Annotated in this window: 23 protein-coding genes and 1 tRNA gene; 8 read left to right on the forward strand and 16 right to left on the reverse strand. The window is 70.5% G+C overall.

The genetic code is table 11. The features are described 5' to 3' along the window. Positions 1-2 precede the first annotated feature (2 nt). From HDC37_RS13795 to dnaK, 3 genes are read right to left on the reverse strand one after another with little or no spacing between them, the layout of a single operon-like run. Positions 3-995, reverse strand: a complete 993-nt coding sequence (locus HDC37_RS13795; RefSeq protein ID WP_141936366.1) for a DnaJ C-terminal domain-containing protein — start codon at positions 993-995, stop codon at positions 3-5. Between the two features lie 12 nt (positions 996-1,007). After that, positions 1,008-1,637, reverse strand: coding sequence for a nucleotide exchange factor GrpE (locus HDC37_RS13800; protein ID WP_179560985.1), 630 nt, complete (start codon positions 1,635-1,637; stop codon positions 1,008-1,010). Between the two features lie 2 nt (positions 1,638-1,639). Continuing rightward, on the reverse strand, positions 1,640-3,511 hold the full coding sequence (dnaK, locus tag HDC37_RS13805) for a molecular chaperone DnaK (RefSeq protein ID WP_179560986.1): 1,872 nt from the start codon (positions 3,509-3,511) through the stop codon (positions 1,640-1,642). Between the two features lie 221 nt (positions 3,512-3,732). On the opposite strand from dnaK, the gene HDC37_RS13810 reads away from it, so the two are divergent. Both HDC37_RS13810 and HDC37_RS13815 read left to right on the forward strand, forming a co-directional pair. Then, positions 3,733-5,127 (forward strand): MFS transporter, encoded by a 1,395-nt coding sequence (locus HDC37_RS13810; RefSeq protein WP_179560987.1) that lies wholly within the window; start codon positions 3,733-3,735, stop codon positions 5,125-5,127. Between the two features lie 129 nt (positions 5,128-5,256). Further along, positions 5,257-5,631, forward strand: coding sequence for a hypothetical protein (locus tag HDC37_RS13815; RefSeq protein ID WP_179560988.1), 375 nt, complete (start codon positions 5,257-5,259; stop codon positions 5,629-5,631). 10 nt (positions 5,632-5,641) lie between these two features. On the opposite strand, the gene HDC37_RS13820 is transcribed toward HDC37_RS13815, so the two are convergent. Further along, positions 5,642-5,800, reverse strand: a complete 159-nt coding sequence (locus HDC37_RS13820; RefSeq protein WP_164478128.1) for a hypothetical protein — start codon at positions 5,798-5,800, stop codon at positions 5,642-5,644. 61 nt (positions 5,801-5,861) lie between these two features. Next, positions 5,862-6,467: a dCTP deaminase gene (gene dcd / locus HDC37_RS13825; RefSeq protein WP_179560989.1), complete on the reverse strand. Its 606-nt coding sequence runs from the start codon at positions 6,465-6,467 to the stop codon at positions 5,862-5,864. A gap of 61 nt (positions 6,468-6,528) precedes the next feature. Between dcd and HDC37_RS13830 the strand changes: the two genes are divergently transcribed. Next, positions 6,529-6,602: transfer RNA gene (locus HDC37_RS13830), tRNA-Gly, on the forward strand. A 3-nt stretch (positions 6,603-6,605) separates the two neighbouring features. On the opposite strand, the gene HDC37_RS13835 is transcribed toward HDC37_RS13830, so the two are convergent. Genes HDC37_RS13835 through HDC37_RS13845 form a run of 3 tightly spaced genes read right to left on the reverse strand, consistent with a single transcriptional unit; the run spans position 6,606 to position 9,491 of the window. Beyond that, a complete protein-coding gene (locus tag HDC37_RS13835; RefSeq protein WP_179560990.1) occupies positions 6,606-7,265 on the reverse strand; it encodes a GntR family transcriptional regulator in 660 nt (219 codons plus the stop codon). A 56-nt stretch (positions 7,266-7,321) separates the two neighbouring features. Continuing rightward, the gene (locus HDC37_RS13840) at positions 7,322-8,194 is read right to left on the reverse strand and encodes a DMT family transporter (protein WP_179560991.1); all 873 of its coding nucleotides are present in this window, start codon (positions 8,192-8,194) and stop codon (positions 7,322-7,324) included. Between the two features lie 13 nt (positions 8,195-8,207). Next, positions 8,208-9,491 carry a serine hydrolase gene (locus tag HDC37_RS13845; RefSeq protein ID WP_179560992.1) on the reverse strand — a complete coding sequence of 428 codons (1,284 nt, stop codon included), beginning with the start codon at positions 9,489-9,491 and terminating at the stop codon, positions 8,208-8,210. Positions 9,492-9,575: 84 nt separating this feature from the next. On the opposite strand from HDC37_RS13845, the gene HDC37_RS13850 reads away from it, so the two are divergent. Together HDC37_RS13850 and HDC37_RS13855 are read left to right on the forward strand one after the other, a co-directional pair. Beyond that, a complete protein-coding gene (locus HDC37_RS13850) occupies positions 9,576-9,884 on the forward strand; it encodes a DUF2470 domain-containing protein (RefSeq protein ID WP_179560993.1) in 309 nt (102 codons plus the stop codon). A 43-nt stretch (positions 9,885-9,927) separates the two neighbouring features. Then, positions 9,928-10,581, forward strand: a complete 654-nt coding sequence (locus tag HDC37_RS13855) for a heme oxygenase (biliverdin-producing) (protein ID WP_179560994.1) — start codon at positions 9,928-9,930, stop codon at positions 10,579-10,581. A 3-nt stretch (positions 10,582-10,584) separates the two neighbouring features. Here HDC37_RS13855 and HDC37_RS13860 read toward each other — a convergent pair whose 3' ends face one another. Continuing rightward, positions 10,585-11,949: an ATP-dependent RecD-like DNA helicase gene (locus HDC37_RS13860; RefSeq protein WP_179560995.1), complete on the reverse strand. Its 1,365-nt coding sequence runs from the start codon at positions 11,947-11,949 to the stop codon at positions 10,585-10,587. A gap of 4 nt (positions 11,950-11,953) precedes the next feature. Further along, positions 11,954-12,409, reverse strand: a complete 456-nt coding sequence (locus HDC37_RS13865) for a MerR family transcriptional regulator (RefSeq protein ID WP_179560996.1) — start codon at positions 12,407-12,409, stop codon at positions 11,954-11,956. 53 nt (positions 12,410-12,462) lie between these two features. On the opposite strand from HDC37_RS13865, the gene HDC37_RS13870 reads away from it, so the two are divergent. Together HDC37_RS13870 and HDC37_RS13875 are read left to right on the forward strand one after the other, a co-directional pair. Then, on the forward strand, positions 12,463-13,329 hold the full coding sequence (locus HDC37_RS13870) for an NAD(P)/FAD-dependent oxidoreductase (RefSeq protein WP_179560997.1): 867 nt from the start codon (positions 12,463-12,465) through the stop codon (positions 13,327-13,329). A 9-nt stretch (positions 13,330-13,338) separates the two neighbouring features. Next, positions 13,339-14,409: a hypothetical protein gene (locus tag HDC37_RS13875; protein WP_179560998.1), complete on the forward strand. Its 1,071-nt coding sequence runs from the start codon at positions 13,339-13,341 to the stop codon at positions 14,407-14,409. A 15-nt stretch (positions 14,410-14,424) separates the two neighbouring features. Here HDC37_RS13875 and HDC37_RS13880 read toward each other — a convergent pair whose 3' ends face one another. The 3 genes from HDC37_RS13880 to HDC37_RS13890 form a co-directional block, all read right to left on the reverse strand. Then, positions 14,425-16,428, reverse strand: a complete 2,004-nt coding sequence (locus HDC37_RS13880; protein WP_308472223.1) for a cytochrome c oxidase assembly protein — start codon at positions 16,426-16,428, stop codon at positions 14,425-14,427. A 106-nt stretch (positions 16,429-16,534) separates the two neighbouring features. Further along, positions 16,535-16,822, reverse strand: a complete 288-nt coding sequence (locus HDC37_RS13885) for an HU family DNA-binding protein (protein WP_124291903.1) — start codon at positions 16,820-16,822, stop codon at positions 16,535-16,537. Positions 16,823-17,155: 333 nt separating this feature from the next. Next, positions 17,156-18,238, reverse strand: a complete 1,083-nt coding sequence (locus HDC37_RS13890; RefSeq protein WP_179560999.1) for an alpha/beta hydrolase — start codon at positions 18,236-18,238, stop codon at positions 17,156-17,158. A 97-nt stretch (positions 18,239-18,335) separates the two neighbouring features. On the opposite strand from HDC37_RS13890, the gene HDC37_RS13895 reads away from it, so the two are divergent. Then, on the forward strand, positions 18,336-19,208 hold the full coding sequence (locus tag HDC37_RS13895; protein WP_179561000.1) for a potassium channel family protein: 873 nt from the start codon (positions 18,336-18,338) through the stop codon (positions 19,206-19,208). Between the two features lie 57 nt (positions 19,209-19,265). Here the strand turns inward: HDC37_RS13895 and rpsN are convergent, their stop codons facing one another. Genes rpsN through rpmB form a run of 3 tightly spaced genes read right to left on the reverse strand, consistent with a single transcriptional unit; the run spans position 19,266 to position 19,982 of the window. Further along, entirely contained in the window at positions 19,266-19,571 is a 306-nt protein-coding gene (gene rpsN / locus HDC37_RS13900) for a 30S ribosomal protein S14 (protein WP_179561001.1), read from the reverse strand. Positions 19,572-19,575: 4 nt separating this feature from the next. Continuing rightward, complete coding sequence (rpmG, locus tag HDC37_RS13905) at positions 19,576-19,746, reverse strand: 50S ribosomal protein L33 (protein WP_005051772.1); 171 nt, start codon at positions 19,744-19,746, stop codon at positions 19,576-19,578. Further along, a complete protein-coding gene (gene rpmB, locus HDC37_RS13910; RefSeq protein ID WP_124291907.1) occupies positions 19,746-19,982 on the reverse strand; it encodes a 50S ribosomal protein L28 in 237 nt (78 codons plus the stop codon). The genes rpmG and rpmB overlap by 1 nt, the downstream gene beginning before the upstream one ends. Positions 19,983-20,036 lie beyond the last annotated feature (54 nt).

The following is a 20,036-nucleotide window of genomic DNA, read 5'->3' on the forward strand; positions in this document are numbered from 1 at the left end:
TGTCAGCCGCGCGCCTTGGCCATGAGGTCCGCCCGCGGGTTCTCCTTCGGCTCCACCTCGTGGAACCGCTCGAGCGCTTCGCGCGCGGCACCCTCCAGGTGCGACGGCACGACGACCTGCACCTCGGCGAGGAGGTCGCCGGTGCCCTTCTGCGTGGCGACGCCGCGCCCCTTGACGCGCAGCACGCGCCCCGAGGGGGTGCCCGGTGCGACGCGCAGCTTCACCGGGTCGCCGCCGAGGGTCGGGACCTCGATGGTGGCGCCGAGGGCGGCCTCGGTGAAGGTCACCGGTACCACCACCCGCAGGTTCAGTCCCTCGCGGGTGAACACGGGGTGGGGGCGGACCGTCACCTGCACCACGATGTCGCCGCTCTCTCCGCCGTCGGGCGAGGGGCGTCCGCGTCCACGCAGGCGGATCCGCTGCCCGTCGGCGACGCCGGCGGGGATCTTCACCTTGAACGGCTTGCCGTCCTCCCCCTGGAGGGTGATGGTCTCGCCCTTCGTGGCGGTGACGAAGTCGATGGTCGTGCGGGCCGTGACGTCAGCCCCGCGGGTCGGGCCGCCGAAGCCGCGGAACCCGCCGGTGGGCTGCCCGAACCGACCCGAGCCGAAGCTCCCGCCCTGCTGCTGGTTGAACATCGCGAAGATGTCGTCGAAGTCGGCGGATTCGTAGCGGCCGCCGCCGCGGCTCTGACCGAACGCGCTGAAGACGTCTTCGAATCCGCCGGCGCCCGGGCCGCCCGCGGTGAAGCGGGCGCCCGAGCCCATGGCACGGATCTGGTCGTACTCGGCACGCTGCTCAGGGTCGGAGAGCACCGCGTATGCTTCGCTGATCTCTTTGAACTTCGCCTCGGCCGCAGCATCCCCCGGCTTGGAGTCGGGATGGTACTGCCGCGCGAGCTTGCGGTACGTCTTCTTCAGATCGGCGTCGGAGACCTCCTTGGAGACCCCCAGCACCTTGTAGAAGTCCTTCTCGAACCAGTCCTGGCTGGCCATGGCGCCTCCGGCCTACTCTGCCGGCACCGCGACGACGACCTTGGCGGGACGCAACTCGACCGAGCCGAGCCGGTAGCCCGTCTCGACCACCTCGAGGATCGTCGCCTCCGTCGCACCGGGGGTCGGCTGCTGGAAGATCGCCTCGTGCTGCTGCGGGTCGAAGGTCTCGCCGGCAGCGCCGTACGCCTCCACACCCATGCGCTCGACGACCGCCCGCACCTTCTCGGCGATGGCGGCGAAGGGCGTGCCCTCGACGAGATCGCCGTGCTTGGCCGCACGGTCGAGGTCGTCCAGCACCGGGATGAGGCCCTTGGCGGCCGCCCCCTTGGCACGCTCGATCTCGATCTCGCGCTGGTCCTCGGTGCGGCGACGATAGTTGGCGTACTCCGCCTGCAGGCGCTTGAGGTCGGTGAGAAGCTGCGACTCCAGAGCCTCGACGCGGTCGGCGACGGCGTCGGTGTCATCCGCTGCCGCCGCGTCGGCGGACTGGGCGGCGCTGAGGATGTCGTCGACGGTGAAGTCGCCGTCCTCTGCGCTCGCCGCGTCCGCCGACGCGTTCGGTGAGGCGTCTGCCGACTCGGGCGCCGAACCGTCCTCGGGATCGGGCCCGGGGACCGTGGGGTCGTCCTTGTCTTTCGCCATGGTTACTTCTTCTCGTCCTCGTCGTCGATGACCTCGGCGTCGACCACGTCCTCATCGTTCGACGGCTGGTCGCCCGCGGGCGCGCCCTCGCCACCGGCGGCGGCACCGTCGGTCTGCGGCGCGGACTGGTTCGCCGAGTAGATGGCCTCGCCGATCTTGCCCTGCGACTGCGACAGCTTCTCGAACGCCGACTTCACCGCGTCGTCGTCGTCACCGGCGAGCGCGGTCTTCAGCGCATCGACGTCGGCCTGGACCGACTCCTTGACGTCGGCGGGCAGCTTGTCGTCGTTGTCCTTGATGAGCTTGTCGACGGAGTAGGCGAGGGTCTCGGCCTGGTTGCGGACCTCGGCGGCCTCGCGGCGCTTCTTGTCCTCGGCCGCGTGCTCCTCGGCCTCGCGCACCATGCGCTCGATGTCGTCCTTCGGCAGCGACGAGCCGCCGGTGATCGTCATCGACTGCTCCTTGCCGGTGCCCTTGTCCTTCGCCGAGACGTGCACGATGCCGTTGGCGTCGATGTCGAAGGTGACCTCGATCTGCGGGATGCCGCGGGGAGCCGGAGCGATCCCGGTGAGCTCGAAGGTGCCGAGCGGCTTGTTGTCGCGTGTGAACTCCCGCTCGCCTTGGAAGACCTGGATCGCGACCGACGGCTGGTTGTCGTCGGCGGTGGTGAAGGTCTCGCTCCGCTTGGTGGGGATGGCGGTGTTGCGCTCGATGAGCTTGGTCATGATGCCGCCCTTGGTCTCGATGCCGAGGCTCAGGGGGGTGACGTCGATCAGGAGGACGTCCTTGCGCTCGCCCTTCAGCACACCGGCCTGGAGGGCCGCACCGACGGCGACGACCTCATCGGGGTTCACGCCCTTGTTCGGCTCTTTGCCGGCCTCGCGCTGAACGAGCTCCGACACGGCGGGCATACGGGTCGATCCGCCGACGAGCACGACGTGGGCGATGTCGCCGACCTTGATGCCGGCCTCGCGGATGACGTCCTCGAAGGGCTTCTTCGTGCGGTCGAGGAGGTCCTTGGTGAGGTCCTCGAACTTCGCACGGGTGATCGTCTCCGACAGGGAGACCGGGCCCGAGTCGGTCAGCGACAGGTACGGGAGGTTGACCGAGGTGCTGGTCGAGCTCGACAGCTCCTTCTTCGCCTGCTCCGCGGCCTCCTTGAGGCGCTGCAGCGCGATCTTGTCGCCCGAGACGTCGACGCCGGTGGTGTCCTTGAACTGCTTGATGAAGTACTCCACGAGGCGCTGGTCCCAGTCGTCACCACCGAGGCGGTTGTCGCCGGCGGTCGAGCGCACCTGGATGGTGGAGAAGTCGTCGTCCTTGCCCACCTCGAGGAGGGAGACGTCGAAGGTGCCGCCACCGAGGTCGAAGACGAGGATGAGCTCGTCCTCCTTGCCCTTGTCCAGACCGTACGCCAGCGCCGCGGCGGTGGGCTCGTTGATGATGCGGAGCACGTTCAGGCCGGCGATCTCACCGGCCTCCTTGGTCGCCTGACGCTCGGCGTCGTTGAAGTAGGCGGGAACGGTGATGACCGCGTCGGTCACGGTGTCGCCGAGGTACTGCTCGGCGTCGCGCTTGAGCTTCTGCAGGATGCGCGCCGAGATCTCCTGCGGCGTCCACTTCTTGCCGTCGACCTCGAAGCTCCAGGTCGTGCCCATGTGGCGCTTGACGCTCGAAACGGTGCGGTCGACGTTGGTGACGGCCTGACGCTTGGCGGTCTCACCGACGAGAATCTCGCCGTCCTTGGTGTAGGCGACCACCGAGGGGGTGGTGCGGAAGCCCTCGGCGTTCGCGATCACCTTGGGCTCGCCGCCCTCCAGCACCGCGACGACGGAGTTCGTCGTTCCGAGGTCGATACCAACAGCACGTGCCATGTGTGTTTCTCCTTCTCAGGGGGCCGAGAGCCTCGACCCGGGGCATTGTCGGGAAGTCTGCGTGCGAGCGTCAACGGAGGGTTGAGTCGCGTTGGCTCAACACTACGCCGGACCGTGGCATCCGTCAAATGAACTTGATATGAATTGGCTCAAGTTCGGATGCCACGCCACGGCGACCCGGCTTCTTCCTTCGTTCACCGAAGAGCCCTAGCGTGACGGTCATGACCGCACCCGCCGAGGGCGTGCCGCCCGCCACCGCCGACAGCGCCGCCATCCCCGTCATGGGGCTGGACCTGCGGGAGGACACCGCCGCGCCGCGGCGTCAGATCTACGCCTGGGCGCTGTGGGACTGGGCGACCCAGCCGTTCAACACGGTCATCCTCACCTTCATCTTCACCGCGCTCTACCTCACGACCGACGCCTTCCTTCCGCCCGACATCGCCGCGCTGCCCGACGACTCCCCGGCGAAGGACGCGGCCCTCGCCGACCTCGCGGTGGGATTGGGCTGGGGCGGCACGATCGCGGGGCTGCTCATCCTCGCGATCGCGCCGATCCTCGGGCAGCAGGCCGACGCCCGCGGCCGGCAGAAGCTCTGGCTCGGAATCGGCACGGGTGCGCTCATCCTCTGCATGTTCGGGCTGTGGTTCGTCGAACCTGCGCCGGCGTACTTCTGGCTCGGTGTCGCGCTCATCTCCGCCGGCACCGTGTTCGGCGAGATCGCGGCGGTGAACTCCAACGCGATGCTCATCGGCATCGCCAGCCGCAAGACGATCGGCCGGGTGTCGGGCCTGGGGTGGGGCTTCGGCTACCTCGGCGGCATCATCGCCCTGGTGCTGGTGGTCGTGTTCTACAGCGCCGACTGGTTCGGCATCTCCGACGCCGACGGCCTCCCCTTCCGGATCATCGCCGTGGGCTGCGCGATCTGGGCGATCGTGTTCTCGATCCCGATCTTCCTCGCCGTGCCCGAGCCCTCCGAGGGGCGTCCCGAGCGCAGGGTGGGGTTCTTCGCCGCCTACCGCCTGCTCGTCCGCGACGTCATCGGACTGTACAAGAACCCGGGTACGCGTCAGACGTTCTGGTTCCTCCTCGCCAGCGCCGTCTTCCGCGACGGACTGGGCGGGGTCTTCGCCTTCGGGGCGGTCATCGCCGCGCAGGTGTTCGGCTTCGAATTCCTCGACCTCGTGATCTTCGGTGTCGCCGCGAACCTCATCGCCGGGGTGTCGACCATCATCGCAGGCCGCTTCGACGACCGCTTCGGCCCGAAATCGGTGATCGTGTTCTCGCTGTCCGGCATGGTGATCGCCGGCCTCGCCGTCTTCTTCCTCGTCGACGCCGGGACCACGGTGTTCTGGATCGGCGGCCTCGTGCTCTGCGCGTTCGTGGGTCCCGCGCAGGCGGCCGCGCGGTCCTTCCTCTCGCGCGTCACGCCCGCAGGCCGGGAGGGCGAGATCTTCGGCCTCTATGCCACGACAGGGCGCGCCGCGAGCTGGATGGCATCGGCGATGTGGTCGATCTTCATCATCATCGGAGGCGTCACCGCGTTCGGCATCCTCGGGATCGTGCTGGTCGTGCTGGTCGGACTTCTTCTGCTGCTTCCGGTACGCGCCCCGCGCTGAGGCGCGACGGATGCACGGCCGACCCCGCCGGTCGCGGCTCGGGCGCCCCACCAGACCACACCCGTCCCACGCGTCATGCATCCGTCGCGCGATCGCGCGACAGCGGCGACGAGTGGCATGCTGTCGGACATGAATCCCGACGCGGAGATCTCCCGTGCGGTCGACGCCGCGCTGGCGCGCCACGGTGCCGACCGCGACGAATGGACGGCGCTGAGCGCGCTGGCCGGGGCGATCCCCGACCCCGCCGCCCCCGGTGTCGCGGCCGAGACGCTCGACCGCCTCGCCGCGCACGGCTGGGTGTCACGGGACGGTGACGCGTGGGCACTGACCGCCGACGGCCGCGCGCGCCGCGCCCTTCTCACCGAGACCGTCGTCGCCGCCACCGGGGCGGCCGCTGCCGCGGCGCGTCCACGACCCGTCGACCGCTTCGGTGGGAACCCGCATCACGGCCTCCCCGGTGCGGGACCCCGTCCTGACGCGGACGCGGACGCGGACGCGGACTGAGCGAGCCGGATCAGGTCTGACGGCGGATGAAGCGCATCAGGTAGGCGATCACCGCCAGGACCAGCAGCACGATGCCGAGCCAGAGGAGGAACTTCACCGCCTCGACGAACACGCCGAGGAGGAGCAGCACGATGCCGACGATGAGGAGGATCAGTGCGAGTGCGGGCATGGCCCCAGCCTCGCCCGTCCTCTTCCCGACGGCAAAGGCTTGACAGCCGAGCCCGTGGCGTTCAGGCGCCGCGGGCTCCGGCGTCGGTCGCGCCGACGTCGGTGACGTGGAAGTTGAGGTGGGAGCGCGATGCGGTCGGCCCCCGCTGGCCCTGATAGCGGTTGCCGTACGGCCCCGACCCGTAGGGGGTGTCGGTGGGCGAGGACAGTCGGAAGAAGCACAGCTGCCCGATCTTCATCCCCGGCCACAGCTTGATCGGCAGGGTCGCGACGTTCGACAGTTCGAGCGTCACGTGCCCGGTGAATCCAGGATCGATGAAGCCGGCCGTGGAATGGGTCAGAAGGCCGAGACGTCCGAGGGAGGACTTCCCCTCCAGGCGCGCGGCGATGTCGTCGGGCAGGCGCACCTGCTCGAAGGTCGCCCCCAGCGCGAACTCGCCCGGGTGCAGGATGAACGGCTCAGCCGGGTCGACCTCGATGAGGTGCGTGAGATCGGGCTGGTCCAGCGCCGGGTCGATGAAGGGGTACTTGTGGTTGTCGAAGAGCCGGAAATAGCGGTCCAGGCGCACATCGACGCTCGAGGGCTGCACCATCTCGGGATCCCACGGCGCCAGACCGATGCGCTCGGCGTCGATCTCGGAGCGGATGTCGCGGTCGCTCAGCAGCACGCGGATCAGACTATCGCTGTCGCCGGTGTTATCCTTGCGAGGCGCTTGTGGCGCACCCTCCGGGGGTGTAGTTCAATGGCAGAACATCAGCTTCCCAAGCTGAGAGCGCGGGTTCGATTCCCGTCACCCCCTCCAGTCTCATCCGGCGGTCTCCGCCGCGCTGACCGGCAGCGTGTGCCAGGTCTCGTAGGCCATCGCGGCCGCGGCCGCGGCATCCCCCTCCTCGCACAGGGCGATGAAGCGCTCGTGGCGTTCGGCGGCGGCCGGTGCGTCGCTGCCGAATCGCAGGCGCTCGGCGCGGCGGACGATGGGGCCGAACTGCTCGAGCACCGTCACCACGGCGGCATTGCCCAGCACCTCGACGGGAACCGCGTGCAGGTCGTCGTCGGCGTCGAGGGCTGCCGAGACGTCGCCGCGCGCGGCGGCGGCGGTGAAGCGCCGGTTGGCGTCGCGCATGCGTGCGATGTCGGTGGGCGTGAGTCGGGCGACCGTTTCGCGGACGGCGAGTTCGTGCATGGCGGCGACGACGTCGCGCGCATCGCGAAGCGCGGCCTCCTCGATGGGGCTGACCGTGGTCGAGCGGCCCGGGTGCGCCACGACCAGGCCACTGCTGCCGAGCCGCAGCAGCGCCTCGCGCACCGGGGTGCGGCTCACCCCGAGCCATGCGGCGAGGTCGCCGTCCCGGAGCTGCTCCCCGGGTTCGAAGGTGCCGTCGACGATCGCGTCGCGGAGCCGCCGGTAAACGTCATCGCGCAGCAGGCTGCGGGGGAGCGACGAGGAGGCGAGAGGGATCGGCACCTGACATATTGCACACAGTGTGCGGCTCGGCCGCAAGCGGAGGCGGCGGGGGCGGCCTACGGCAGCGGCTCGGCCGTCTCGCGTGCCGCGCGAGCCGACGAGCGCACCGCTCCGATGCTCGCCGCGATCACGAGCGCGATACCCACCAGCTCGAGCCACGCGAGTTCCTGACCGAGCAGCAGGAAGCCGGCGAGGGCGGCGGTGGCGGGTGCGAGGCTCATGAGGATGGCGAAGGCCGCCGCGGGGAGCCGGCGGAGGGCGATGAGCTCGAGCGCGTAGGGGATCGTCGACGACAGCACCGCCACGGCCGCGCCGAGCGCCAGGAGATCCCAGCGCAGAAGCGCGGGCCCGGCATCCCAGATCCCGAGCGGCAGCATCACGACGGCGCCGACGGCCATGGCGATGGCGAGCCCGTCGAGCTTCGGGAACTCACGTCCGACGCGCGCGGACGCGAGGATGTAGAACGCCCAGCTCGCCGCGGCGCCCAGTGCGTACAGCACCCCGATCGGGTCGAGCCGGTCCCACCCGCCACCGCCGAGCGCGACGACGCCGGCGAACGCGAGGACCGCCCAGAGCCACGCCGATGCCCGGCGGGACGCGACGATCGAGAGCACGAGCGGTCCGAGCACCTCGATCGTCACGGTCACCCCGAGGGCGAGGCGTTCGAGCGCGAGGTAGAACAGCCCGTTCATGAGGGCCAGCACGAGACCGAACAGGATGACGGCGCGCCACGCCGCACGGGAGTGCCCGCGGAGCGCGGGGCGGGCGATCGCGAGCAGCAGCACGGCCGAGAATGCCAGACGCAGCAGCACCATGCCGAGCGGCCCGACCTGGGGGAACAGCAGCACCGCGATCGAGGCGCCCACCTCCTGGCAGGCCAGGCCCGCCACCACGAGGAGGACGGCCGGGCTCGGAGCCCGGGTGCTCACGAGACCGGCGCGGTCACGGGAGGGGGCAGATCGCGTTCTGGGCGATGGCGTCGCGCTGCTGCTCGGGGGTCCACGGCAGGCCTGCCTCGGGCGCGGTCTGCCCTGATGCGGCGGGCGCCTTGGAGGCGATCGCCGCGAGCTGCCAGGCGACGAACGCCGCGATCGCGTCGGAGGCACGCGAGTTGTTCAGAGAGACCGCGACGGTGAGGCCGGTCTGGGGGTCGGCGAAGGCGGCGGTGATGTAGCCGGGCGTCGCGCCGTACTGGCCGATCATCGAGCCCGCCTGCACGACGCCGCCCGCGGTGGTCTGCCACGACGGGGCACCGTCGTAGGGCGGGAGAGGCGCGTCGTAGCGCTCGTCGGTGTCGACGCCGAGGGCGTTGGAGGCCAGTCCCTGTGCGTACCGCCCGAGATCGTCGATCGTCGTCACGACCCCGGCGTCGGTCCAGCCGAAGCTCGCCGAGGCCTCGGTGATGTTCAGCGGCTCCGCGCAGTTGATGCCGCCCTCCGCATCCGGCGACCAGAGCCCGTCGAGGACCGGACCCTCCGCCGAAGGCGCGGAGGCCGCCGCGCCCGGAAGCCGGGTGCCCGTCAACGCGAGCGGCTCGAAGACGTCGTCCTGCAGCACATCGGCGGCCGAGCGACCCGTCACGCGTTCCAGGACGAGCCCGGCGAGCAGATACCCCGAGTCGGAATCGCGGAACGCAGCGCCGGGCGTCACATCCGCGGTCGTGCCGACGCCGTAGCCGGCGAGCTCACGCGGATTCCAGATGCGGTCGGGCGTGGTGAGGAAGCTGCCCAGCAGACGCGGTGCGTAATCGCCGAGGCCGGAAGTGCCGTCGCACAGCTGCTCGACGGTGATGTCGGCGAGTCCGGCGAAACCCGAGACGTAGTCGGTGATGGGCGCGTCGAGGTCGATCAGGCCCTGCTCGGCGACGAGGTAGACCGCGTCGCAGGTCATGGCGCGGGTCACCTGTCCGGCGCGGAAGGTGCTGTCGGCGGAGGTCTCCGCGCCGCCGGGGGCGGTCGTCCCGACCCCCGACACCCACGATCCGCTCCACGGCGCCCAGACGCCCACGACGGCGCCGGTCGACCCGGTGGCGGCCATGGCGAAGGTCACCGCGTCCTGCAGCTGGACGACCATGTCGTCGGGCAGGGAACCCTCGACCTGTGCGGGCACGTCGATCGACACCGTCTGGTCGGGGGAGCAGGCGGTCAGCCCGAGGGCGACCGCACCTGCCACGACCGTCGCGAGGGCGCCGCGAAGGGCGCGCGATCGATCCGAACGCAACCGCATGTCACCCCCCAGGAGCATCGTCGTCCTCGAGAATCTAAGCACACGGGGGCTGTATGAACGCTCCTGGTCGTAGGGTGGTCAGCTGTGACCCACCGTTTCGACGACTCCACGGTCGCGGCGATCCTCCGGCACATGAACGACGACCACCGCGACGACAATCTGCTGATCGTGAGCGCGTTCGGTTCGTCGGGCGCCTTCCGGGCAGCGCGGATGACGGGGCTCGACGGCGCGGGGGGCGACTGGGCGGCCGAGACCGAGGCGGGCGACGAGGTCGCCGTGCGCGTGGACTGGCCCGGGGGCGCCATCACCGAGCGCCCCGAGGTGCGGCGGGAGATCGTCGCGCTCTACGACGAGGCCTGCCGTCGCCTGGGCGTCACCCCTCGCCCGCACTGACCGACGCTGGTTAGGTGACCCTAAGTCGCCTATGATGAGGCGCATGGCCGACCTCATCCCGTTCTCGGCGACGCTGCGTGAGCGCTCCAGCAGCGCGCACTCCTCCAGCGAGCGGTCCGGATTCATGGCCGACCTCATCGAGGGCGCCGGTACCCGTGAGGACTACATCGCCCTGGTCGCTCAGCACTGGTTCATCTACGACGCGCTGGAGACGGCCGCCGAGCAGATGCGGCGCGACCCCGTGGCATCCGTCTTCATCTCCGACAAGCTGACCAGGCTCCCCGCCCTCGAAGCCGACCTCGCGTTCCTCATCGGTGCCGACTGGCGAGACCGCATCAGCCCTCTTCCGACGACCCGTGCCTACGTGGAGCGCATCCGCCAGGTCGGGGCGACCTGGCCGGGCGGATTCGTGGCGCACCACTACACCCGCTACCTCGGCGACCTGTCGGGGGGCCTGTTCATCGGGCGCCTCATGGCTCGGCGCTTCGGGTTCGAGACCAACGGCATCGGCTTCTACCTCTTCAGCGAGATCGCTGACCCGCGGGGCTTCAAGGAGGTCTACCGCGAGCAGCTCGACGCCGCCCCGTGGGACGTCGACGAGCAGGAACGCGTCATCGACGAGGTGCTGCGCGCATATCGCTACAACACCGAGCTGTTCGAAGACCTTGCCGCCGCGAAGGCGGAAGCCGTCGCCTGAGGGTCAGGATGCCGCGGGGCGGCGCACGTGCTCGTGCATCCACCGCGCGACATCCGGATCCACGCGGATGTCGCTCGGCCGGAGCGGTCGCGACAGGTAGAGCCCGTCGAGAGAGGTGAGCCTCGACAGCGCCACGTACGTCTGTCCGGGTGCGAATGCGCCCGAGCCCAGATCGATCACCGCGCGGTCGTAGGTCTTGCCCTGCGATTTGTGGATGGTCACCGCCCACGCCAGCCGCAGCGGGAACTGGGTGAACTCGGCGACGACCTCACGGGTGAGCGTGCGGGACCCGGCGTTGTAGGCGTAGCGGAACCTCTCCCAGACCGCGGGTTCGACGTCGAACTCCTGCCCGTCGACCTCGACCCGCACGGTGCCACCCGCGATGCGGGTGACCGTGCCCATCGTGCCGTTGACCCAGCGCGGCGGATCGCCGTAGCCCTGGGTGTCGTTGCGCAGGAACATCACCTGCGCTCCCACCTTCAGCTTCAGCTCGGTGTCGGCGGGGTAGTTCGCCTCGCCGCGCCCGAAGTCGCCGTTGATCTCGGCGACCGCGGTCTGCTCGCGACCGACGAGCTCGGTGAGGTGGCGGCGGTTGATGTTGTTGACGATGTCGTTGCGGGTGGCGAGCGTGATGACGGGGTGCTCGCCGTCGTCGGGGTGCGGGGGCGTGCGGGCACCGGTGTCGTTGAGCACCTGGGCGATGTCGGCGGTGACCCGCCCGTGGCGGACGGCGTTGAGCATGGCCTTGAACGCGGGGTCGGCCTGCCGGTGGATCTCGGCGAGCTCGCGCACGTGCAGCGAGGCGCCGTAGGCGCCGAGTTCCATCAGCCCGTCACCGGCGACCTCGCCCGTCCACACCTTGGCGTCGAAGAACCAGAACGAGCGATAGTGGTCGCGGATGTAGCGCATCTCGTCGCCGCGGGGCGGCACGGGAGCGAGCTGGTAGGGGTCGCCGAACATGACGATCTGGACGCCGCCGAAGGGCTCGGCGCGTCGGCCGCGCGCCTGACGGAGCGCGCGATCGATGCCGTCCATGAGGTCGGCGTTGACCATGGAGATCTCGTCGATCACGAGGGTGTCGATGGCATTGAGGATGCGCCGTGTCGCATCGGACTGGTCGAGATCGGTGTTCGCGATGAGCCCGATCGGCAATCGGAACAGGGAATGGATCGTCTGACCCTCGACGTTGAGGGCGGCGACCCCGGTCGGGGCGCAGACTGCGATCTGCTTCGAGGTGTTCCAGGCCAGGTGCTGCAGCAGGGTGGACTTGCCGGTTCCGGCGCGGCCGGTGACGAAGACGTGGTCGCGCGAGTCCTCGATGAGCCGGAACAGCGCCTCCTGCTCGGCGGAGAGCGCGGGCGTGGTCACCGGTTCATGGTAGACGGATGCCGCGGCTCGGCGTCGACGGGTCCGCGAGATCTGTGGGCCAGCGCCTCGTCCCCGCCACGACGCCGGTGACGATCTCGCGGAACCGCGGGCAGGCGGTGATGTCGTGCGCCTGGCAACGGAGGGCGTGCTCGGTCATGAGGCGCGACCGCTCCATCTCGGCCACCCGCTCAGCCAGGTCGGCCAGGTGCGCCTCGAGCACGCGGTGCCGCTCCGGGGCCTGATCGTCCAGCAGCACGCGGATCTGATCCAGCGACATCCCCGCCGCCTTGCTGCGGAGGATCACGGCGATGCGCACGAGGTCGTCGTCGCTGTACCGCCGGCGGCCGCCGCCGTCGCGGGCAGGCGCCAGGAGGCCGGCGTCCTCCCAGTGCCGCAGCACGTGGGTCGGGAGCGAGAACCGCGTCGCCGCATCGCCGATGGGGAGGCCGCTTGACTTCATGTCGACATGAAGTCACACGATGGGCTCCGACGCAACCCCTTCGAGGAGGACACATGATCGACGCCATCGTGATCGGCGGCGGACCCGCCGGCCTGCAGGCAGCCCTGACGCTGGGTCGGATGCATCGGCAGGTGATGCTGTTCGACTCGGGCGAGTACCGCAACGCCACGGTCGACCACGCCCAGAACCTCATCACGCACGACGGGCGTGCGCCTGCGGAGCTCCGCCGGCTCGCGCGCGAGGACCTCGCGGGCTACGCGACGGTGCGTATCGTCGAGACGGAGGTGCACGCCGTCGAGGCACGGGATGACGGCGGGTTCGCCGCGATGACGGACGACGGCGCGTTCGCGGCATCCGTCCTGATCCTCGCGACCGGCCTGCGCGACGAGCTGCCGCCGATCCCCGGACTCGCCGCGGCCTGGGGGCGCGAGGTCGCGCACTGCCCGTTCTGCCACGGGCATGAGCTGAGCGGGAAGCGCATCGGCATCCTCGGATCGGGTGCGCACGCGGCCGCCCACCGGGCGATGCTCGCGCCGATCGGGTCGGCGGTCGTGGTGATCGACCCCGACGAGGTGACCGCCGTCGAGCCGACGGACGACGGTCTGGTCGTGCGGCGGCGCGATGGCGACAGCACCGAGGTCGGCGGACTCTTCGTCGCCCCGACATCCACGCAGCGGTCGCCGTTCGCGGCGCAGCTGGGGCTTGCGACCCTGCCGTCGGGGGGCGTGGAGGTCGACCCGATGGGTCGCACGAGCCTGCCGGGCGTGTTCGCGGCGGGCGACATGGCGCACACGGCGGCGATGCCCGGCCCCATGGCCTCACTCGCCGTCGCGATCGCGGCGGGCCAGCTGGCCGCTGCGGCGGCCGTTCACCAGCTCGCCGCTCGCGAGCTCGGCGCACAGCGGGGAGCGGTTTCCTAGACTGGGCTCATGCAGCAGGGGGCGGCGGCGAGGGGCGGGCGTCGCTCACGCTCGCGCCTGGCCACCGACCTCGCCCTGCTCGGCGTCGTCGGGGCGCTCCTGGTCGCCTCCTTCGTCGCTGCCGGCGCCACGCTGTACCGCGAGTTCTACAGCCCCGCGGCCTTCGTCGAGCGGTACCTGGGTCTTCTCGCCGACGGGCGTGCCGCCGAGGCGCTCGCCACCCCGGGGGTCTCGGTCGACATCGAGGCGCTCGAGGCGGCGGGGCTGCCCCCGACCGCGTCGCAGGCGCTTCTGCGTCGCGACGCCCTCGCCGCCCTCGGTGGCGTGGAGATCGTCGGCGAGGAGGAGGATCGCAGCGTCACGCGCGTGACCGCCGCCTATCGGGCCGGGCAGTTCGAGGGGACCACGACCTTCGAGGTCGAGCGCGACGGGTCGGTGGGGCCGCTTCCCACCTGGCGGTTCGCCACGAGCCCGCTCGCGGTCATGCAGGTGGCCGTGCAGGGGTCGATGACGTTCGACGTCAACGGGTTCTCCCTCGACAAGCGGCAGGTTTCCCCCGACGGCGCGGAGGCCGACCCGTCGGCGCCGGTGTCGCTGCTGGTGTTCTCCCCCGGTATCTACTCCGTCTCGGTGGACACGGCCATCTCGAAGACGCCCGGTGTGGCCGTGGTGTCGGACAGTCCGTTCTCCTCGGTGCCGGTGTCGCTCCAGGCCCAGCCGACGGAGGAGTTCGTCTCGGTGGTGCAGGACCGTGTGGAGGGATTCCTCACCGAGTGCGCCGCCCAGGAGGTGCTCCAGCCGACCGGGTGCCCCTTCGGCTACCAGGTGCAGGACCGCATCGTCTCACCGCCGAGCTGGTCGATCGTGCAGCAGCCGGTCGTCCGACTGGAGCCGGACGGGGCGAACTGGACGATTCCGCCGACCCCGGCCGTGGCGCGGATCACTGTCGACATCCGCTCGCTCTTCGACGGGCGCGTGAAGAGCACGGAGGAAGACGTGCCGTTCTCCCTCGCGGGAAGCATCACCGTCGATCCCGAAGGGCGCGCGTCGATCTCGATCACGAGTTCGGAGACGCAGTGATCGCCGTCGGGAGGATCAGCGACTGACGTGGGCGTCGCGCTCGGCCCGCTCCGCGTCGCGCTGGGCGAGGGCGGCGAGCTGGGCGTTGTACGCCGCGAGCTCGGCGTCGTCGGTGCGGTCGGCGTGGCGGTCGCTGCGCTTCTGATCGCGCGCGTCGCTGCGGCTCCACTGGATCGCGACGGTGATGGCGAGGATGAGGGTCGGGATCTCGCCGATGGACCAGGCGAGGCCCCCGCCGATGTACTGGTCTTCGAGCGGGGTCGGCCCCCAGGTGCGACCCATCGACCCGAACCACTCGGCGACCATGAGACCCGACTGCATCATCATCGCCACGCCGAAGAACGCGTGCATCGCCATGACGCCGATGAGCAGCAGCAGCCGTCCCGCGTACGGCAGGCGCCACGGCACCGGGTCGATGCCGATGAGGGTGAGGGCGAAGAGGTAGCCGGTGATGAGGAAGTGGGCGATCATCCACTCGTGCCCGAGGTGGTCGTAGAGCGACCACCGGAAGAGATCGGTGTAGTAGAACGCCCAGAGTGAGCCGATGAAGAGCCCGGCCGCGACGAACGGATTCGTCAGAACACGGGAGAACGGCGTGTGGACCGCCCAGAGGATCCACTCCCGTCCGCCGCGCGTGCCGTCGTCGCGCTTGTGGATCGCGCGCGCCGCCAGGGTCACCGGGGCACCCGCGACGAGGAGGGCGGGGATCGCCATCGACAGCAGCATGTGGCCGAGCATGTGCACGCTGAAGAGGTAGTCCTGGTAGGCGTTGATCGGCCCGCTCGTCACCCAGAAGAGCAGCGCGACCCCGAGGCTCCACAGCACGGTGCGGTACACCGGCCATCGGTCGCCGCGGCGGCGCAGGCGCCAGACGCCGGCGAGGTAGAAGAACAGCCCGAATCCGGCGGCGGTCGCCCAGAGGAGGTCGAGGTCCCACGCCGTCAGCCACCGGTCGAGGGTGAACTCGGGCGGGAGCGGCGCGCCGGTGAGGACTTCGGCCGGGGTGCGGACGGCCGGGAGGGCGGTGTCGACCGGCGGGGGTGTGCGCGCGAGCGCGGCGGCGGCGCCGCTGGCGATGCCCATGAACGCCAGTTCGACGGCGATGATCCCCCAGAAGCGGCGGGCCGCGGCATCCGCCTTCTGATCCAGCCGGGCGATGGCGCCACGGCGATACCAGGCTCCGAAGACTCCGATGGCGATGAGGGCGATCACCTTCACCACCAGGATCGCGCCGTAGGGGCTGAGGAGCGCCTCGGGAGTGACCACGCCGATCGCCGCGCGGACGGTGCCGGAGAGGGCGACGACGAGGAAGGCGGCCAGGGCGATGCTCGAGTAGCGGCTGAGGACGACGGTGAGGCGGGAGCGGTCGAGGACGGGCCGGAGGATGACGAGGAGGAGAAGCCCACCGAGCCAGGCCGCGGCCGCGATGATGTGGAGGGCGAGGGCGACCACGGCGGAGTTGTGGTTGGCCTCCTCGCCGGAGTGGCCCTGCGTGGCCATCGGGATGAGCGCGGCGATGGCGGCGAGGGCGACGATCATCGTGGCCAGCCACGAGCGCACCGCGAAGGTGAGGACCGTGAGGGCGGCCCCCGCGATCGTCGTGAGGAGCCACGCCCGGCCGGGCTCGGTCTCGACGAGGAAGCGGCCGAGCTGAGCGCCGAACTCGGCGCCGGCGCTGATGGCGGGGTTGAACGCGTCGACGAAGGTGAGGAAGCCGGTGGCCGCAGCGGAGACGGTGAAGACCGCCGCCGAGACCGATGCGGTGTCGAGGGCGACATCGAACTCGCGCTCCCCCGCGCGGAGCGCGAAGAGCGCGAGGACCAGGGCGCCCACCATGCCGGCGGCCGAGAGATTGACCAGAAGCTTGGCAACGGGAAGGCCCCAGCGGGCGACGGGGCCGGGATCGCCGATGAGCAGCGGGGCTGCGCCCCCGCCGAGAGCGAGTCCGGCGATGAGGGTGACGAGCGCCGCGGCAACCAGGATCACGGGCCCGGCGGCCCGCAGCGCGCGGGAGTTCACCCCACCAGCCTACGCGCGGGTGGTGGGCGGCGGCTGGGCGCGGAGGATGCCGAAGGGGGATGCCGCGGTGTGCGACATCCCCCTTCTGATCAGCGTGCGATCGTGATTACTTGACCGCTGCCTTGAGCTTGGAGCCGGCGGTCACCTTGACGCGCTTGCCGGCGGGGATCTTGATCTCTTCGCCGGTCTGCGGGTTGCGGCCGGTGCGAGCCGAGGTCTCGACCTGCTCGAAGGAGATCCATCCGGGGATGGAGACCTTGCTGCCCTTGGCCACCGCCTCCGACACCGTGGAGAAGAGCGAGTCGAGCACGCCGGACACGGCGGACTGGCTCTGACCCGTGGCGCTCGCGATGCTCGCGACGAGTTCGGTCTTGGTGATGGACTTGTCAGCCATGTGGATTGTCCTCCAGGGCGACCGCAGGTCGCCTTCTGCTACGTGGACCGGGGCGGGGTTCGCCGCCGGCTGGTCGGACCGACCGGGGTCGAATATACCCACGGAACCGCGGAAATTCGCGGATTTCGGCTCCTGGCGGACGGAATGGGCGGCGTGTCGCCCGTTCTGTGGTGCTGTTGTGGCGCCTGAGGCGCTCTGGCGTACCTCTCGGGCCCTTCTCGGAGGAGGCGGCCGGAGAGCGTGCACAACGGCGGGGATGACGCTCGGCGCGCCCACGCGCCGCGGTGACGGGCGGGGTGTCGCTCCGCGGCTCCGCGGTTGCGCCCGCGGCCGTCAGACCCCGTGGAGCCGGCGGAGAGCGGCGACCACGTCGCCGTGCCACCGGCGGGCGGCGGGAAGCACGCCGGTGAAGATGGGGGTGTCGTGGGTCACGCCCAGGTACTGCACGGCGCTGGCGTCGACGCCGGCCGCGCGGAGCGCTGCGGCGTAGGCGGCGCCGTCACCGCGGAGCGGATCGAACTCGGCGGTGAGGATCACCGCGGGCGGGAGCCCCGCGTGCGACGCGGCGCGGAGCGGGGAGGCGAGGGGCTCGCGGGCCATCCGCCGGTGAGACAGGTAGGTGCGCGCGACCGAGCGGAGTTCGCGGAGCGCGATGACGGTCGGCACGCCCAGCGCCCGGGTCGCCCGGAGGTCGAGGTGGCGGCCCGTGAGGTCGAGCACCGGGACCTCGAGCACCTGCAGTCGCACGGGGAGTGGATCTTCGCCGTCGCGGTTGAGGAGGGTGACGGCCGCGGCGAGGTTCGCTCCCGCGGAAGTGCCGAGGATGCCGATGCGGTCGACGTCGACGTCGAGCTCGGCGGCGTGGGCGAACAGCCAGCGGAGGGCCGCCGCGCCCTGCTCGACGGCGACCGGATAGCGGTGCTCGGGGGCGAGGGCGTAGTCGACGGCGACGATGACGACGTCGGCGTCGGCGGCGCGGCGGCGGAATCCGGCATCGGTGGTCGGGTAGTCGATTCCGCCGATGCGGAAGGCGCCGCCGAAGAAGGCCAGCACCGCGGGGAGGGGCGCCGCGGCGGCACCCGCGCCGGACTCGCGCGGGTCGTAGACGCGCACCCGCACGGCGGGTCGCCCCGCAACCTCCACGGTGTGCTCTCTCGTGCGGATGTCGGGGCCCGGCGTCCCGACGGTCTCGAGCTCGGTGCGATCCCAGGCCAGGGCAGCGCGGCGATGCTTCGCCCGCGCGCGGGCTCGCGGGCTCGATGGCGACGCGGTGCGCTTCCGGGGCGCGGGACCGCTCGCGGTCGAGTCGAAGGGCCAGATCGCGGACAGGCGCTTCTTCAGCCGTGACACGGCCTGACCGAACAGATACTTCCGGTGGACGCGAAGGCGGTCGGCGAAGACCGGGTCGAGTGGCACGGCATTCCTTTCCCGGGGACACCTGAGTCTACGAGCGACCACCTCCGCAGGACCTCGGTCGGTGCCTGATCGCCGGGCATCGCCTACCGTGACCCGCATGACCTTCCCCGGTATCGTCGCCACCCTGGTCGGCGTCATCTTGATCGTCACGGCGCTCCACGACGTGTTCCGAACGCTGCTGCGCCCGAGCGAAACCGGCCGGCTGACGCACGTCATCTTCCGGTTGTCGTGGGCGATCGTGCCGAGTCGCCGATTCCCCGCCTCCGCCCCCCTGACCATCCTCGTCGTCATCGGAGTCTGGGTCGCCCTCATCACCCTCGGCTGGGCGCTGGTCTACCTGCCGCACATGCCCGACGGATTCGCCTATCAGAGTCTGGATCCGGCGGAGTTCAATCCCTTCGCCGAGTCGGTGACGATGTCGCTCGTCGCCCTCACCACGCTCGGGCTCGGCGACGTCGTGCCGGCTCAACCGGTGCTGCGGGTGGTGTCTCCGCTGGAGGCTCTCATGGGCTTCGCGCTGCTGTCGGCAGCGGTCTCGTGGTTCATGCAGCTCTACCCTGCCCTCGCGCGCAGACGCGCCTTCGGGCTGCAGATCGAGAGCCTTCGTCGATCGCGGGCCGCCGAAGACATCGAGGTGTTCAGTGCTGAGCGGGCCGCGTCGATCATCGACCGGGTGACCGAGTCACTCGCGGTGCTGACGGCAGATCTGGTGCAGAACTCCGAGATCTTCTACTTCGCGGACGAGTCGCGTCGGCTCTCGGCGCCGCAGGCGATGGAGTACGTGCTCGAGCTGCGTGACGCGGCGGTGGCGTCTCCGCGCGTCGCCGTCGTCAGTGCAGGGCGCGCACTCGCCGCGATCGTGGACCAGCTCGCCGATCTGCTGAAGGCGCAGTATCCGCACGTGCGCGGCGAGTCGACGGACGAGGTGGTGACCGATGTGGCCGTCGCGCACCGGCGGGTGGCGGGGTGAGGAACGGCGAAGGGCGGGAGCTCCGGAGAACTCCCGCCCTTCAGCGGCTGGTTGTGATCACCAGGACGACTTGGTCACACCGGGCAACTCGCCACGGTGGGCCATGTCGCGGAAGCGCACGCGCGAGATGCCGAACTTGCGGAGGTTTCCGCGGGGACGGCCGTCGATGGCGTCGCGCTGACGCAGGCGAACCGGCGATGCGTCGCGGGGCAGCTTCTGCAGGCCCAGGCGGGCGGCTTCGCGCTCTTCGTCTGTGCTCGTGGGGCTGACGAGGGCCTTCTTCAGCTCGGCCCGCTTGGCCGCGTAGCGCTCGACGATCTCCTTGCGCTGGTTGTTGCGCGCGATCTTGCTCTTCTTGGCCATGCGATCAGCGCTCCTCTCGGAATTCGACGTGCTTGCGGATGACCGGGTCGTACTTCTTCAGCACGATGCGGTCGGGGTTGTTGCGGCGGTTCTTACGCGTCACGTAGGTGTACCCCGTGCCGGCGGTCGAGCGCAGCTTGATGATCGGACGAACGTCCTGAGCCTTCTTCGCCATTAGAGCTTCACACCCTTCGCGATGAGGTCCTTCACGACCGACTCGATGCCGCGGACGTCGATGACCTTGATGCCCTTGGCCGACACGTTCAGCGTGATCTTCCGACCGAGCGAGGGAACGTAGTAGGTCTTCTTCTGCACGTTCGGGTCGAAGCGGCGCTTCGTCCGGCGGTGCGAGTGCGAGATGTTGTGACCGAAGCCGGGAACCGCTCCAGTCACCTGGCACACTGCTGCCATGGTGATGTCTCCTTCTGTACCGTGACACCGGACGGTGCCACCCAAGATCCCTTG

The organism is Microbacterium sp. AK009, from assembly GCF_013410955.1.
Classification (GTDB): Bacteria; Actinomycetota; Actinomycetes; order Actinomycetales; family Microbacteriaceae; genus Microbacterium.